The 16,063-nt window shown below is 44.9% G+C and carries 13 protein-coding genes; 2 read left to right on the forward strand and 11 right to left on the reverse strand.

Going from position 1 to position 16,063, the window contains the following annotated elements; all coding sequences use genetic code 11:
* The 11 genes from ACTHY5_RS06775 to ACTHY5_RS06825 all read right to left on the reverse strand — a co-directional run.
* Positions 1–912, reverse strand: a 912-nt coding sequence (locus tag ACTHY5_RS06775; protein ID WP_441878040.1) for an STY4851/ECs_5259 family protein, incomplete at its 3' end; no start/stop codon positions are given.
* A 149-nt stretch (positions 913–1,061) separates the two neighbouring features.
* A complete protein-coding gene (locus tag ACTHY5_RS06780; RefSeq protein ID WP_441878041.1) occupies positions 1,062–3,131 on the reverse strand; it encodes an EH signature domain-containing protein in 2,070 nt (689 codons plus the stop codon).
* The gene (locus tag ACTHY5_RS06785; protein ID WP_441878043.1) at positions 3,118–3,786 is read right to left on the reverse strand and encodes an OmpA family protein; all 669 of its coding nucleotides are present in this window, start codon (positions 3,784–3,786) and stop codon (positions 3,118–3,120) included. The genes ACTHY5_RS06780 and ACTHY5_RS06785 overlap by 14 nt, the downstream gene beginning before the upstream one ends.
* Positions 3,783–5,756, reverse strand: coding sequence for a hypothetical protein (locus ACTHY5_RS06790; protein WP_441878045.1), 1,974 nt, complete (start codon positions 5,754–5,756; stop codon positions 3,783–3,785). The genes ACTHY5_RS06785 and ACTHY5_RS06790 overlap by 4 nt, the downstream gene beginning before the upstream one ends.
* Positions 5,757–5,840: 84 nt before the next feature.
* Positions 5,841–6,182, reverse strand: a complete 342-nt coding sequence (locus ACTHY5_RS06795; protein ID WP_441878047.1) for a hypothetical protein — start codon at positions 6,180–6,182, stop codon at positions 5,841–5,843.
* 355 nt (positions 6,183–6,537) lie between these two features.
* Positions 6,538–8,232 carry a methyl-accepting chemotaxis protein gene (locus ACTHY5_RS06800; protein ID WP_441878048.1) on the reverse strand — a complete coding sequence of 565 codons (1,695 nt, stop codon included), beginning with the start codon at positions 8,230–8,232 and terminating at the stop codon, positions 6,538–6,540.
* 327 nt (positions 8,233–8,559) lie between these two features.
* Positions 8,560–8,892, reverse strand: coding sequence for a hypothetical protein (locus tag ACTHY5_RS06805; protein ID WP_441878050.1), 333 nt, complete (start codon positions 8,890–8,892; stop codon positions 8,560–8,562).
* Between the two features lie 116 nt (positions 8,893–9,008).
* Positions 9,009–9,461 carry a universal stress protein gene (locus ACTHY5_RS06810; RefSeq protein WP_441878052.1) on the reverse strand — a complete coding sequence of 151 codons (453 nt, stop codon included), beginning with the start codon at positions 9,459–9,461 and terminating at the stop codon, positions 9,009–9,011.
* Positions 9,451–11,052: a BCCT family transporter gene (locus tag ACTHY5_RS06815; protein WP_441878053.1), complete on the reverse strand. Its 1,602-nt coding sequence runs from the start codon at positions 11,050–11,052 to the stop codon at positions 9,451–9,453. The genes ACTHY5_RS06810 and ACTHY5_RS06815 overlap by 11 nt, the downstream gene beginning before the upstream one ends.
* A 555-nt stretch (positions 11,053–11,607) precedes the next feature.
* Positions 11,608–12,672, reverse strand: coding sequence for a YkvI family membrane protein (locus ACTHY5_RS06820; RefSeq protein ID WP_441878054.1), 1,065 nt, complete (start codon positions 12,670–12,672; stop codon positions 11,608–11,610).
* A gap of 165 nt (positions 12,673–12,837) precedes the next feature.
* Entirely contained in the window at positions 12,838–13,902 is a 1,065-nt protein-coding gene (locus ACTHY5_RS06825; protein ID WP_441878056.1) for a DUF2235 domain-containing protein, read from the reverse strand.
* A gap of 191 nt (positions 13,903–14,093) precedes the next feature.
* Between ACTHY5_RS06825 and ACTHY5_RS06830 the strand changes: the two genes are divergently transcribed.
* Complete coding sequence (locus ACTHY5_RS06830; protein ID WP_441878058.1) at positions 14,094–14,432, forward strand: thioredoxin domain-containing protein; 339 nt, start codon at positions 14,094–14,096, stop codon at positions 14,430–14,432.
* A gap of 163 nt (positions 14,433–14,595) precedes the next feature.
* Positions 14,596–16,063: VWA domain-containing protein (locus tag ACTHY5_RS06835; protein WP_441878060.1), on the forward strand; the 1,468-nt coding region annotated here is incomplete at its 3' end.

Below are 16,063 nucleotides of genomic sequence, written 5' to 3' on the forward strand. Positions count from 1 at the left end.
ACTCACACTGGTCGCTTTATCTAATTCAAAAGTAATACTTTCGGGTAAAGTAATTTCAGTATAAATAGTGGCATTGTGCGGTTGAAGATAATGAGTACAGGTTAGTCTTGCGGCTCTTCGTGTAACTCGCTTCGTCTCTTGGGTTGCGCTATTCAACAGTCCTCGCAGAAACGCCGCCCCCGTTTCATCATCAAGGGGGATCGGAAAATCGTCTCGCCATAGTGGATTAAGCCTGTCTAACTCACGAGCTGGATCAGCTTTACTTTCTAGCCCATACAGCTGCACAAAACTGACGAGTCGCTTTACCATGCTAGCAATCAGCTGTACCGAAGTAGGTTGAGAAAACACTTGCGGCAACCCTGCTTTCTCTATCAAGACACTCGTTAACTCTGTAATAGACTTACCTAGTAGTTCAGCCTGATGGTATTGCTCAAGGATCTTTGAGAACAGTTGCTGAAAGCGACTACCCTCAAGATGCAACATCTTGAAAGGTAATCCACCCTCACTGAATAAAGAGCCTAAAAAATTACGACGTTCTGTTTCAGAATAAATATGTACCGAACGATTCCAGTAGTTGACTAATCCCTTAGTGATAGCTCCTTCCAACTCATTTGCAGTAAAAACAATACCCAGCAGCTCCCAGATGGGCTCCCAAGTCCAACCATAGCTTTGCTCATATTCACGTCGATACCACTCAGCACAGAATAATGAAAATGCCGCACCCAATGCTTTGTTCACATCCAATACATCAGTTCTAAAATGCAGCTGTAAAATATTTTTCAGCTCTTCATATTCCATATTACTGGTGTGATAAGCATAAAGCGGACGACCATCTGCTTGTGTTAGCTGCCGCCTAATAAGATAATTATTTAACCAGCTATTTAAAGAAATGTTAGCTAACATTACAGCCATAGAGCCCACCAATATTTATGATAATGAAGAGTAAAATATTATTATCTAATCATTGTGCCTATTGTTCGTTATCTTTGACAGCAGGCACATTAAATACTTTGCTTACGATATATGCTCGAGCTCTAAGCTAAGTGCTATTTTTCTTAAAACTAGGCATTCAACGTATCTATTAACTGTTTTACTCTTGGATCTTGCATACGATTCTTAAGTTCAATAAGAAGCTGTTCTTTCACTTTTTCATCATGCCCTAACTTTTTACTCAGCTCTTCTAAGTCTTTAAAAAGTAAGGAAAGATAAGGCCTATCAGAGCCATCATAAATCCTGCGTTTTAGCCCATCAGACAACTCTTGAGTAGTAGAAGGGTGAATATTTATAGGGTCTTTATCAATAATCTTATCAAGTCGTGTTACCTGACCCTCAGAAAAAAAGCTTTTAGATGTTTTTTTTTGCAGCCGCTTAAGATCAACACTATTCAGTTTTCCGCTGTCCTTGCTATGTAAGCCAAATTTTTTAGAAACTTCAACTGCAGGTTTGTATCTCAACTCTGCTGATCGCATCAGCAGATACTCACCGCGCCGCTTCACCTCGGCTGAGTTAGACTGAGAGTTGATAAGCGTGGTTCCTAAAAGGTACATAGCCTCTGGATTTTCTCCATCTGCTGCTAAATTAAGATTGCGCAGGTATTGCTCTTGGTCTTTCATCACTTTAAATATTTTCGCCAACTGTAACTCATGCCAACCACCGACTTTTAGCCCTGCATATTCTAAACCTTTTATCTTAGCTTCTCGTGACCAAAAAGCAGTGTCCCATGCTTCTAGCTGAGACATGCGTTCTTCGACTTGTTCCCGAGGTGGCTTAGGCAGGCCTATCTTATGAGAGTAAGTAGCAGCAGACTTAGGGAGACCATTAAAGTACTTCAAGCTTAAATTGGGCTTAACACCGTGCTGCGCTCGAAGCATTAGCTCACAAAAATATTGCCACAACCTCACATGATCGTGAATGCTTGTACATGCCATCTCTCTAATCGTTTTCAGGGTCAAATGACCGTCTTGCAGCAGTCTTTTTTTATTTCTGCTAGTTGATTCAAAAACTCTTATTTCGCTCGCATCACCACGTAACACTTCAACAATTATTTTATCGTTTATTTCAAACACACAAACTTCAGCATTTTCATCAGGATGATCAGGCAGCTTTATTAATTCAACTCCTTCTAACTTTCTGTCTAAACCCAAACAGAGGTAGGTCTGCTCTGGAATTAATAGTCGAGTCTGACTGAAATGTTCACTATAGTTAGACCAAAACCTTGCTCTACTCTTTAGCTGCCGAATATCTCGATCACTTAGCGTCAGTAAATTAACTGCATAAGGCTCACACATTTTATCCACTAATGAATTTAATGAATAATAGCTGCTAAGTTTAAAAAGTTTTTTTAGTAAGTTCTTAGAAGTAGATGCCAGCTCAAACCACAAAGTATCTTGGGCATTAGGCAAACAGTGTTCACTTAACCAAGTATAAAAATCAGAAGTGAATTGTTCATACTCAGTAAGCAAGGTATCACAAAATAAAATGATTTCTTGGCGGGTCATTTGTAACGTACAGCGCATTAACCAAGCTACTTTTTCACTCTCTGGATGCAGGGTAGCGCAAGGCAGTATCTGTTCTACAAAGCCACTTCTAAAGGTTGCTGGTGTCGGCATACCTAGAAACTGATGATATTCAAAAGGCGTGCAATTAGCCTGCACCGACATTTCCACGCAAGCCTTAAAATCCACCTCTCCCAGTGCCATTAACCAGCTTACACGCTGGCTACTGGCCTCCTTCATTAACGGAGCCACTATCTCAAGCGTATCAATCATTTGCGCTGGAAATTTTTCCTGTGCGCCCTCAAGGTATAAAGCCGCCTGATGCAGCGCTATGCGACTGACTCGTTCATCTTCACTAATCGCCTGCCAGAGCAATATGCAAGCTTCCTCACAAGCTTCAGCATCATCAATCTCTAACCTATCACCAAATACCCCCAACCATTCAATTACAGTGACAGCTTGGGCAGTACCATTTTTGATCAGTTTTAATATCTGACTTAGCCTTAGTGGCGGGTATGAAGGCAACGCACGCCCTGCTAGAGCGGTGTTAATATGCGGTAAGCTCTCCATAACGGTTAGACTATGCGCTTTAGGGACTAAAGGTGTATTAAAGATAATTCCGCTATTCGTCGACATCTAGCAGCTCTCTTTGACCTAATACTTTTTGAAATTCTTGACCTTTAAACTGAAAACGGAACATCACCTTACGATCCGATTCATTCACTTGCTCTTGTGTTGAATCTAGAGGGCCACGACCCGAGACCAATAGTTTATTAAAGAAGGCTTTCTTGTTATCAAACTCTAAGCTGTTCATGTATTGCGAAACACTATTTGCCCGCAACACACTCAAACGCATGTTATGGTTAAACTCGCCCTCAATACTGGAATGCCCTTCTACTGCCACCCTCACGACCTCGCTCTCAGTTTCAGGTGATTGAAATACCGCACTACTGTAAATGGGTACAAAAGTATCCAGAAACTCTCTGCCTGCGCGTTTTAGCCGGTATTCGTTCTTCTCAAATAATACCGAGTCTAAAATCGATATATCACCTGTGACCGGGTCTGCTTCTACACCAATATTTGCCGCAGCCAAGGCGTCGTTAATAGTCTTGATGATCACCACTCGGTTATTTTGACTTTTTTCCGTTACCTCAGAAATTTGCACTAAGGCACTGATCAACAACAGTGCAAATATCATCAATAAGGCAGACATCAAATCACCGATGGATAACCAAACTCCGCTATCATCAACGTCTTGGCTACCAGCTTTGGGGCCGGTGTGTATCATCATTGCGTTACAGCCTTGTCATAAGACATATCCTGCAATCTAGCATCAACCAAGAAGTCAGCCGCCTGCGCCAGCCTATTGTGGATTTTACTAGACGCCTCGTCGAAGTTTTGGAAGAACAACTCAGTACTTTGATTCGCGTGCGTAAAATACTCTTCCATCGCCTTGGGCAAGCCTTCTGTTACTTCCTTAAAGGCTGAACTGGCCTGAATATATTCTTTTTTCAGATCACCCACATGACGCCCTATGGTATTGGCAACGTCTTGTAACTGAGACATAGTCGCCGTTTCGGTCAAGCCAATAGCTTTAGCTAATTGCTCAATAGTGCGTGCGGATTTTTGTAATTGCTCGTGTTGAGCCGTCAACTCTTGTAGCAAGGTATGACGAGTTTGGTATTCCTCTTCAAATACCTGTTTAAATTTATCGACCACTTCAACTAGGTTATTACGCTGTTTACCTAGGGTATCTTCTAGCAAATTATTTTGATCGTTAAAGAAGTTAGTCATGTTTTCTTGGTACTGAGTGCGGAAGCTTTCCAGCTCACTTTGTACCGTTTTCGACATACTCAGCACCTTGGTATCAATATCACCTAAGCCACGCTCGAGCTCTTCTCGGGCGCTTTGCATTAACTGACCAGCTTCTTGGCCAGTTTTTTCTAATATATCTGTTTGACGATCAAAGCTGGCACTGGTGCTGTGCAGTAGTGTTTGAATGCGTGCCTCCATCTCACCAAACAAAGCACTTTCACTTTGCGCACGCAGATTTAGCGCCTCTTCTAACTTATCGCCCATGCCTTCAAACGCCAAAGTTGCGCGCTCGGCACTGCCATCAAACGCTGTACGCTGGGCTTCCATGCCTTGAATACTAATATTCAGTACATCTTCAACTTTTTCGGTAATGGCATTCATGGTGCTTTGGGTGTCATCTTTAAAGCCGGTGAGCACAGTACTGAGTTGCTGAGCAAAATCCTGTAACTGCTGCATGGTGCTTTGGTTAAAACTATCTATAGTTTCGACGGTACGAGCAACTTCACTTAGGACCTGAGCGACGTTTTCATTAAGCTTTCCTGAGACTTGCGTATTAGCGGTAACAGCCTCGGTAGTCTTACTTAGCTCCTCTGTCACCGGCACAATTAATTCTTCTTTTATAGTGCCAATAAGGTTATTCAGTAGTTGCTGTTGATTGTCTTCTTTTATCTCACGAAATATTGTTAGCTCATTTTTGAACTCAGACAGCACGGGTACCACTGACTCTTTCATGGCTTGGCCGACGGAGCTTGAAATGCGCTCCGCCATACCGTCACCGCTGAGGCTTTGGGTAACACCTTGTAGCTGCTCCATAAACCCACTCAAGTTCTGGCTCAGCGCCAACATAGACGCTGCGGTTTGTTGTTGGGCATCGCTATTGTCTTGTTTGTGGTTAAGCTCAACTAACTGCTTAAGATAATTTGTCGCAGACTCTTCTTTTAATACTTGGCTTAACTGGTAATTAACCTTATCTATTTTATGGTTTTGGCTTCTATTGGCATACTGCATAGAAATCATAAAAATGACAGAAGAACCCAAGCCCGCCAGAGAGGTGTAGAAAGCCGTTTTCATACCATCAAGTAGCACTACCGCAGAGGTAATAAGAGAGGATGAATCCTGCCCTACGTCTTGTATATTAAAGCCCGCTAAGCCTAAGGTGATCCCTAAGAAGGTTCCCGTAACACCAAGGCTGGTCAATAACGCTGGGGCACTTCTACCAGGTGATTTAAACTCAGGAATCAATATTTGATACAAAGGCGCGCGAGTTAGATAAAGTCCACCTTGTTTTTCGATGATTAACTTATCATCTTGCAGCACGGTACTTAAGTTAGCTCTCGCCCAGCTTTGGCCGTATTCAGTTAGCTCATTACAGCTGACTTCATCTTTATTCAGTAGTTTGGTGCTTAGGCTCTCTATCTCACGCACAGTAACACTGGCTTTTGACATCGCCTTTACTATAAAAAAAAGAGCAAAAAACAGCACTAATAATATGATGGCGATTATAGGCCAAGTAAACCAATCAGATTCCATTTATAACGATTCCAGCTTTAATAAATTTACTAACTCTTGTGGATGAAACAACTGCTGAGCGATTCGCTCAGGTAGGTGCTCCGCATCTCGACGCACTACGCCGTTAATAGTGGCTGGATTGACTAAACGCACACTAAACAGCACTTCTTCATCAGTGCTATTCTCTACGTCTCGGCGTAAAAAAGCTTGCTGCGGAAAGTCACGCAGCAAAGTGGCTTGCCAAGATGACTTTTGCAGCCTTAAGGCCTGAGTAATAGCATTTTTAGCACCAAAATCATCTCTGGCTACTTTCCAAGCATGATTAAGCGTGATGATGCGCTCAATTATATTTTCAAAATTCATAACTCACACTTATAATTTTTATTTATTATAGTTTTTTGATATTTCATTCATATATATTACCTTAGTATCTATGCTTTGTAATTTTATTAAATTAATCACTCACAACGCACTAATGGCCAGGCTTTATGTCCAGCATTGATTATTGTAGCTTCTTAGCTCTATTGTTGATGCAGTAATGCCCTCTGAATCCATACAATTCAAGTTTACGTTAATGGCATTTGGCCGAGTTTCGGTGACATTTTGTACTTCACTTGTTCAGCTTTCAACAACATAAAAACGTAACGAGGCTATCTATAATATTTTCTGACAAATTAAAACCCCGAGCTGGTCGGCTCGGGGTTTATAAGGTTAGCGCTTAAACGGTATAACGCTCTACTTCGCTTTCTAGCTGTGCCGCTAGTTTTTTTAGCCTTTCAGTGGCACTGCTGGCACGCTGAGTGCCTTCACTGGTTACTTCTGTAATGTTAACAATTTCGTGTACGTTTTGATTAATCAGCTCAGAGACACTGGTTTGTTCTTCTGCGGCACTGGCTATTTGAATATTCATTTCGGTGATGGTGCTTACTGCATCAGTCACACGCTGTAAGGCGTCGTTCATTTGTGTGGTTTCACTCACCGTAGCATCACTGCGTTCACTAATAACGCCGATAATAGTCACGGCATTTTTGGCGCCACCTTGTAATACTTCTATGGTTTGCTGAATTTCTTGAATACTTTGCTGGGTACGGCTGGCTAAGGTACGAACTTCGTCAGCGACCACAGCAAAACCTCGGCCGGCTTCTCCGGCACGAGCCGCTTCTATTGCGGCGTTAAGTGCCAATAAGTTAGTTTGCTCGGCAATACCTTGAATAACTTCTAACACGCTATCAATGCGGCTAGAGTCGGTCCCAAGCTCTTCTATCACTTTTACGCCTTCTTTTACCTGCTCAGATAACCCGGCAATAACGTCTTGAGTTTGATGCAGCAAGCCTTGGGCATCCATTACTTGGGTACTGGCGTTATTTGCAGCATGAGATGCTTCACCGGCATTGCTGGCCACGTCTTGCGCGGTTGCCGTCATTTCATTCATGGCGGTAGCGACTTGATCGCTTTCTGATTTTTGGCGTTCAACCCCCTGCTCCGCTTCTACCATAATTTGGCTTAGCTCAATACTTGCCTCATTCATGGTACGTGAAGAGGTGAACACCCGCTTCACTAAGTTTTGTACTTGATCTGCAAAGCTGTTGAATGCGCTGGCTAATTGGCTGATTTCATCTTTGCCACTCACCACTAATCGACGGGTTAAGTCACCATCGCCATTGGCAATGTCGTGCATGGCTTTTACTGCCAGATTAAGTGGAGTAATGATGCTGCGCACCACCATTAGGGCCAAAACGACAATAATTAAGAGGGCGATAACCGAGGTAGTGACCGAGCCAAACACAGTGCGGGTGATAGAGCTTTCAACTTTGTTGTCCATAAGGGCTATTTGTTCTTCAAGCCCGACCATCCAAAAGCCTGTACCTAGCATAATGTTCCATTTAGGCAGCATTATTGAGTACCCCAGCTTAGGATCTATCGCGCCGGTTTTCTCATTTTCCCAGCTATATGATGTAAAATCGCGATCTTTAGCCGCAGCTAATAATTCTCTTATCATATATTTGCCATTGGGATCTTGAAGATCCCAGAGGTTTTTACCCTCAAGCTTAGGGTTAACACCGTGCATGAGGTTGACACCTTCTTCGTCGTAAGCAAAAAAGTATCCTGCACTGCCGGAGTCATCGAAGCGCAGTTGACGCAATATTTTCCAAGCTTGTTCTTTTATGCGTGGGTTGGTGGCAGAGTCTGGCCGGTTATAAAGGTGCGCAATGGCGGTTTCAGCGACCTTTACGTAATTTTTAAGTTCTTGGCGCTTGTTAGCTTCTAAGTCGGATGTAAAGTTTTCTACCGCCTCATGGCCAATATTTTGTGATTGTTGATAATTGTATAGCGTTAATATAACCGCCAGCGCAATAACAGGGACTAACGCGAGCAGTAACACCCGCATACGAATGGTAATATTTTTCATCATGAGCGACCCTTAAGCTTATTCATGCTGGTTTGATTATAACAATGCTGATTAAAACGCTGTTTAAATACCGTTAATATTTAGATTACCTGACGGTGCAATATAAAAATAAATTAACTTACCAAAGAGTGATCAGCTTCACTTTAACAGTGTGTTTAGGTTAAAAGAGGAGCTATCAGCCGTGAGCCAGTCACGACAAACAGCCGGCAACCAAACACAAAGAAGAGGCAGGAGGAATTGGCATAGCCAACTGTCAAATGCAGGGTCGAAAAATGCTCCTGCAATTTTAACACTTCCACCTTCCATGGCGGTTAAACGGCATTTGTCGAATTAACGTCGGGTTCGCACTCTTTGCTGGCGCATAGCTTTGCGCTCTTTTTTGCTAGGAAGGTGCTCTCTGGTATCAAGTACACTTTTTAAGTCTTGGTAGGCTTTGCGCCATACGGCGGTGTCTTTAAAGCGGATGTCGCCTAGGGGTAGTGTTTTATCTAGCTCAGATAAGCTTGAGGTTTCTGGGCATTTAAGCAGTGCTTTGCGCCGGTTCATTAAACTACCGGTATGCATTGCTTCTAGTTCGGCTATGGTTTTGGGCTCTATTTGGCTGGCTAAGCCGAGTATTTTTTTAGGTTTGACAACTTTTTTAAATTTTATTTTTTCAGCCATTACGCTCACTTACTCCCTTTGGATATCAGTCAACGAATATAGTGTAGCCCAATATGGGCTAACAAGCCTAACATTTGAAAAACTAGTATTAAAAATCTATATTTTTCAACGATTTTTTAAGCAATTTTTGTTTCTGCTTCGTCTTCATCTACTTTTAGCACTAATACCGCACAGGGAGCATTAATAGTTACAAATTCTAAGGTAGCGCGGCGTAACGACCAACGACTGCACGCGCCTTTTGATGTGAGCACCATCAAGTTAGATGCAAGCTGTGCCGCTAAGGCGTTGAGCTGTTCTGCCGTTTCACCGGTTAGCACATGCAAGGTGGCGCTAACATCACGTGGTAGGTATTTACGCATCAGCAAGTCGAGGTTATCGCGCACTTCATTTTCTTTGGCATCGGGCGCTTCTTCATTTACATGAGGAAAAAACGCGGTGCCACTGGGGTTATATACACTCACTAGGTGCAGTTCACCCCCATCAGCCAGTAGCCTTGCCCCTTCTTGCAATGCTTGTTTGGCTTCATCTTCGTTAGTGGGATGAACGGCAATTAATATGTTATTGAACATTTTTCGGCTCCTTTTGAGTACCCGCTGTGGCATTTACTTTGTCAAACGCACGTCCTTTTACCAACTCATTTACGCTATAACCTAACGAGTCTGCTTTTAAGGCACGATAAAGTGACACCGCCATAAACATAAGTAGCAAGCAAAACGGCAATCCCATGGCCGTAATTACGTTTTGTAGGGCTTCTAAACCACCGGCCAGTAACATGGTAGCGGCAATAACGCCTTGGGCTGCGGCCCAAAATATACGCTGTCTAACTAATGACGGCTGATCTTCGCGCCGAGTCAGCATATCGATAACCAGTGAGGCTGAGTCTGATGAAGTGGTAAAAAATACGATAATAATGACCACACTCAGCAAAGACGCCAACTGGGTTAACGGAAAGGCTTCTAAGAAGGCAAAAATGGCCACCGAGGGATCTTGCTGTACATGTTCAGCTAAAGCAATTTGCCCGTCCATTTCGACACTAATGGCCGATAAACCAAAAATACCAAACCAGACAAGGGTAAAGACGGTAGGCGCAAATAAGACACCCGCCACAAATTCGCGGATGGTGCGCCCGCGTGATATTCGGGCAATAAATATCCCCACATAAGGTGCCCAAGTAATGGTCCATGCCCAATAGAATAAAGTCCATTGACGTTGCCAGTCTGATGCTTGAAAAGTGTCGGTCCAAAAGGCGAGCCAAGGTAAGGCGCTAATATAGCTGCCCACACTTTCTACCATGCCATTGGCAATAAAAACACTGGGCCCCACGACAAAGACGGTGAGTAATAACAAGATGGCGAGGCCAATATTAATTTGTGATAATCGGCGCACGCCTTTATCTAAGCCAAAGGCCACCGATACCGCAGCAATACAGGTGATAACAGCAATTAACACCACTTGCACCCAGCCGGTTGTAGGCACGCCAAATAAGTAAGATAAGCCACTATTAAGCTGTAATGCCCCCAGCCCCAGTGAGGTGGCCACCCCAAATAATGTGCCGAGCACCGCAATAACATCAACCGTCCACCCAATGGGGCCGTAGGTGCGCTTGCCCAGAATGGGATAAAACAGGCTACTGATGCGCATAGGCAAATGATGGCGGTATGAGAAGTAAGCAATGGCAAGCCCGGGCATGGCAAAGATGGTCCAGGTATGTAGGCCAAAATGGTATAGCGCTATGGTCATGGCGTCGCTGGCGGCTTGGTCACTGCCGGGAGCCACGTCGTTAAAAGGCGGCTTCACAAAGTGAGAAACCGGCTCTGCGACCCCCCAAAACATTAAAATGGTGCCAATGCCGGCGGCAAAGAGCATGGTGAACCAAGTTAAAGTGGAATAGTCTGGCCGTGCATCGTCACTGCCTAAACGTATAGCGCCATAGCGGCTTACGGCCAACCAGAGTAAAAACACTAAGAGAGAGCTGACCGAAAAGATATAAAACCAACCTAAGTGATGCGCTACCCAGCCGGTAAGCACATTAAATGCGCCAGCCACTTCTTGATCAAAAGGAATGGCCAGCACCACAAACAGTAAGGCAATACCTGCTGAGGTGAAGAACACACCGGGAATGGTTTGCAGTCCCAAAATACGTTGCAGTCGGTCTAGCAAGAAAGCCTCCTATTGAGATACCCGCATTTTGAGCCATGCGCTATATAATTATTTACCTATTGGTAGCCAGTCTGACATATATATTAGGTTTTGTTAAATGAGTAACATATAGCGCCAAGCTGAAAGACAAGCTATACATTTACGCCTTACGTTAACAATAAAACCGTTTTGGTTGTTCGTACAGCGGTCGGGTAAGGCGTATCGCCGTCTGCTCGATGGATTGCCGCGTCGCTACGCTCCTCGCAATGACTGCAAAGAGCACTGGCCAAAACAAACCTGTGAGGGGTAAGGGGGACGACACTCAACCGGTACACTACTTTACTTCCGGCTTCTAGCTTCTAGCTTCAAGCTATCTTTTAGGTTTTATCTCGTCCTTCTCACCCTTTACAGCACTTAAAAGCTTTAAGACGTGCCGCTGCGTGCCACCAGCCGGCTGAAGCGGCTTCTACCAGTAACGGCTAACACAAAGCTGAAAGTTCCAAAAATTGAGTCATTGCGAGCGCAGCGTGGCAATTTAGCTCTTTGTTTGTCTGACCGCTGTTCGCTATTTTAAGCTTATTCTTGTGCTAATCGGGCGTCGCGTTTGAGTTTAAAAGGCGCAACAATTAAGGCAAACACTAAAAATAAGCCAAGGTAGCCGATTAACGGATAGAAGAAGGCAACCAGTTTGGTAAAGCCGGCAAAGCTTGCGATAAAACCAACCACTAAAGTCGCCACACTAAAACCATTGCCCACGGGCGTGCGCATTACAACAAAGCGGGCAACAAAGGCGTAGAACATGCTGGCCCCAGTACTAAAAATCATCCCAAACAGAACAAACGACATAGCGGTAGCCAACCACGGTGAAATGCCATCAATAATTTTAAGTAGTGGCAGAGGAAAGCCCACAATGTTGTCAATTTGCGAGAACATGGCTAAGTGGCTGATCATAATTAATACGCCTATGCCGGCACCGCCTAATAAACCGCCCCACTTGGCAATGCTTTCATTTTTCTCGGCTCCGCCCATCACCAGTGACATGGCCGCCCCTACCGCGATATTAAATGACACGTAATTAACGGCAGATACAAACCAATGTGGCAAGGTTGAGGTAACGTTTTCGGCAATGGGAGCCAGTTCAGCAAAGGTACGGTCCATGGTTAGCAAGCTGTAGCCACAAATGAGTGCCAGCGCTAAAATTAAAAAGGGAGTAATGCTGCCAATTAAGCCCACCACTTTATCAACCTTGAGCATTAAGGTTGCCCCCATTAATAGGGTCATAATAATGCTGCCAATGTAGGGCGCAAAGCCAAATTGCTGATCTAAAATTGAGCCTGCGCCGGCAATCATCACCACGCCGACGCCAAATAAGGTAAAAATAATCACATAGTCGACCACGACTCCTAAGTAACGGCCACTAATTTGATAAATAACGGTTTTATGGGATTGAGCACCGGTACGACTGCCCAGCATAGTGAGCATCATGCCAAGGTAGGCGAATAATGCAGTGGCCACCACGGCGGCGGCGGTGCCTAAGTGTCCAAAACTGGTAAAGTATTGTAAAACTTCTTGGCCGGAGGCAAAGCCTGCCCCAACAATAATGCCAACGAATGCACTGGAAATTTGTAATACCTTCCACATAATCGTCTACTAATCCATTAACACGCTTGCCAACTGAGTGCTGAAAGCATAATAAAACAAAAGATGCTGTTGTAGCACCCAACCGCACTCGACCTTAACAGAGTGCGCTAAAAAGGCACATCCTGCCTTATGCCATTTTGTGATCAAGAGCACGGCAGGCTTATCTCATCTATTGGGTAAGGGCTTGTTTGGCTCAAGCCCTGCGTTAATAAGGCTGTTGGGCCGGTAACTGCTTAACTGCTGCCAACGTTGCCATACTGAGTCGTCTATGGTGACTCCCACCGACAGGCTACCGGCCGCGTCTGTGTATAAAGGGCGATATAAGCGGGCTGTGTCAGAGTAAAATAGGTGCCGATAGCGGGCATACCAGCCTGCCAAAAAGGCCTGATAAGAATCTGTGGGGGCGCTTAACCAAGCCTGCTTGGCTGGGATCACTGGGGTGAGTAACAAACCGGCATTGCTGGCTTGCTGTTGCATCCAAGCTAGCGGTAAGTCGGCCAAAGGATCGTTTAAGTAACCTCCGCCTACATTGGCATGGGCACCAATAAACCATCGCTGTTCAACGGCTAACTGTGCTGGCTTTTTTTGGCCATTGTGGTTGGTCCAAGGCACGGCTTGATAAACGGCTCTGTGCTCGTCTAGTGCAATAGCCTGATATGCCCGCTCGACTATTTTTGACAACTGAGTGTCGTGCCAAGAATAGGTGCCTCGCTCCGACAACATAGTGCCAGGCACGCCTAAAGCGCCAACAGTGTCCCATACTCCCAGCAGGTGTATTGTGATCTCTTGACTATATTGGCGTCTAAATTGTTGACATATTTCACTGTTAGGAGCAGCACTTTTATCGCGGTATAACCGTTCTGCAAGGCTTAATTGATTGGGTGTGACTATGTGCAACAATCCACATTTTCGGATCATGCCCACCATGCTGCGCGCCGTATAAGCACCGCGACTAAAGCCAAATACCCACACTTCATCTCCTGGCCGATAATGTCGCGCTAGCCAGTCATATCCCTGTAGTAGGTGCTTACTTAAGCCAACGCCAAACATACCGCCGAGTAATCGCGTGGCTTTGCGGGTGCCCACTCCTGGGTTGTAATAAAAGCGTTGTCGGTATTTACCAGCAAAAGGCGCTATGCTGCGCGCTAATTTAACCACGTTGGTGTTGTCTTGGGGGTCGTTCCAGGTACCATCAAATAAGACGATAAGTCGCTGAGGATGATAAGACATACGCGTTCTCCTTAACGCAAGCACTCCCTACACTCTAGGTCAAAAATACCTGTTTAAGCATAAACAGTGCCAAGATAAAGGGGCTAAGATGTATAAATGCTGTCTTAACAGAGAACTCTTAAGCAGCAAGTTGCGGGTTTTCCCTTCATTATTTATTCTTTTACCTCTCATTTGGTTAAGGCGTTAAGATTATGCAAAGCGTGACTCAACAAGATCAGCTAGATTGCTTGTTAGCTGAGCATTCAGCGGTATTAGTGCTTTATGGTGGGCAAGCATGTGGTGTGTGTCAGGCCATTAAGCCAGCATTAACACACTTGCTGGCACAAGAGTTTCCATGCGTAACGGCTGTGTACGTAGACTGTCAGCAACAAGGAGGCAGTGTGTGTGCCCAACAAGGGGTTATGGCGCTACCCGTGGTGCACATTTGGTTTGAAGGGCGCTGCTTTGCTGAGTTTTTTAAGGTGTTTTCGTTAACGGATATTCGTTCCGCTCTCACCCGCCCCTATCAACTACTGTTTGCACAACATTAATTGCAACCGCACTTACTTCTTAAGAACGGCAAGTTCACCACCTTATTTGCAAGACGTTTATTGGTTTAGCTTAGCGGTGCTCAAGGCATGGCACTCTCCCCTGCAAGGCACAGACTATGGTCTATAGTTTGGTAAAGGATCACCTTGTGCTAAGGATTAAACATTGAAATTAAAAAAATGTGTGCTTACCAGTATGTTGCTAGCAGGCTCCTTGGCCTGTTCAACAATGGCGCAAGCCGATGAAGATGTGGTGATCGTCTATGACGCATCAGGGTCGATGTGGGGACAGATTGACGGGGTGAGTAAAATTGAAATTGCCCGCGAGGTGATGGCCGATCTCATTAATAATTGGGACCACAATACCCACTTAGGGTTAGTGGCTTATGGTCATCGTCGCCAAGGCGATTGTAGCGATATTGAAACATTAATAGCGCCTAAGAAGCTCGACAAGGCGAGCTTTATTCAAACGGTGAATAACATTCGCCCGAATGGTAAAACGCCGATTTCTGCCTCGTTGCAACATGCGGCAGATTTATTATCTTATCGTGATAGTCAGGCAACCATAGTACTGATCTCAGACGGCTTAGAAACCTGTCATGCCGACCCTTGTGCGCTATCTGCGCAACTTGCCAAGCAAGGCGTTAAGCTCACCACCCATGTGGTGGGCTTTGATTTAGATAAAGAGACTCACGCCAGCTTATCGTGCATTGCCGACAACACAGGTGGTATTTTTGTGCCCGCTAATAATGCCGCAGAGCTGCATGCTGCTTTGGATAAAGTACAAAGCGCTATGATTAAGCAGCCCGAGCCGGAACCCGAGCCCACCCCACCCGAGGTAGAGATATTTGGCCCCGAGCAGGTTACTACAGGTGCCCTCTTTGACGTGAGCTGGAGTAACACCATTAACGAGCGTGATTTTATTACGATAGTGCCGGCAAACGCAGATGCGAATCGTCATAAAAATCATATTCGTACCAAAAATAATACCGGCGGCCGCTTAACCGCCCCCGGCGAGTCTGGGTTATATGAACTGCGTTATGTGTTGGAGGCCGGCAGAAAAGTGCTAGCCAGCGCTCCTATTGAAGTGGTAAGTGCCGAAGTGGGGATCAGCGGCCCAAGCGTAGTAAGAGCCGGAAGCTCTATTGATGCAAGATGGTCAAGTACTATTAATAGTAGAGACTTTATTACGCTCGCCCCAATGGGGGCTGAGGAAAACTATCTAAAACATCACATTCGCACTAAAAACAAACGTGAAGGTCGCCTGAGCGCGCCCGATGCTATTGGCTTATATGAACTGCGCTATGTGTTGGAGGCAAGCAGACAAGTATTGGCTAGGGCATCGGTTGAGGTAGTAGGTGCCAATGCGCCTTTAGACTATGGTGCTGGCCTTGTGGTACCAGAAAGCGCGACGGCAGGAGAGGTAATAACGATTCGCTGGACTGGAACTTTTGACAGCGGCGATCAGCGTATTGCACTCGCGCTTAAAGACAAACCTGATTTTAGCTGGCTTAATGTGCAATCGGTAGGCGATGATAAAACTATGACTTTAACTCTGCCCGATAAAGCTGGAGTTTATGAAGTTCGATTTTTAGATGTCGCGGGTCGTAAGTTACTGGGACGCTCTGTTATTA

Origin of the sequence: Oceanisphaera sp. (assembly GCF_052084945.1) — a bacterium.
In the GTDB taxonomy this organism is placed as follows: domain Bacteria; phylum Pseudomonadota; class Gammaproteobacteria; order Enterobacterales; family Aeromonadaceae; genus Oceanimonas.

Bases quoted from the DNA above. Each gene is read 5' to 3' on its own strand.
- ACTHY5_RS06825 (WP_441878056.1), bottom strand. From the start codon at position 13,902: ATGTCTTATCATCCTCAGCGACTTATCGTCTTATTTGATGGTACCTGG.
- ACTHY5_RS06805 (WP_441878050.1), bottom strand. From the start codon at position 8,892: ATGGCTGAAAAAATAAAATTTAAAAAAGTTGTCAAACCTAAAAAAATA.
- ACTHY5_RS06785 (WP_441878043.1), bottom strand. From the start codon at position 3,786: ATGATGATACACACCGGCCCCAAAGCTGGTAGCCAAGACGTTGATGAT.
- ACTHY5_RS06810 (WP_441878052.1), bottom strand. From the start codon at position 9,461: ATGTTCAATAACATATTAATTGCCGTTCATCCCACTAACGAAGATGAA.
- ACTHY5_RS06790 (WP_441878045.1), bottom strand. From the start codon at position 5,756: ATGTCAAAAGCCAGTGTTACTGTGCGTGAGATAGAGAGCCTAAGCACC.
- ACTHY5_RS06795 (WP_441878047.1), bottom strand. From the start codon at position 6,182: ATGAATTTTGAAAATATAATTGAGCGCATCATCACGCTTAATCATGCT.
- ACTHY5_RS06820 (WP_441878054.1), bottom strand. From the start codon at position 12,672: ATGTGGAAGGTATTACAAATTTCCAGTGCATTCGTTGGCATTATTGTT.
- ACTHY5_RS06800 (WP_441878048.1), bottom strand. From the start codon at position 8,232: ATGATGAAAAATATTACCATTCGTATGCGGGTGTTACTGCTCGCGTTA.
- ACTHY5_RS06830 (WP_441878058.1), top strand. From the start codon at position 14,094: ATGCAAAGCGTGACTCAACAAGATCAGCTAGATTGCTTGTTAGCTGAG.
- ACTHY5_RS06780 (WP_441878041.1), bottom strand. From the start codon at position 3,131: ATGTCGACGAATAGCGGAATTATCTTTAATACACCTTTAGTCCCTAAA.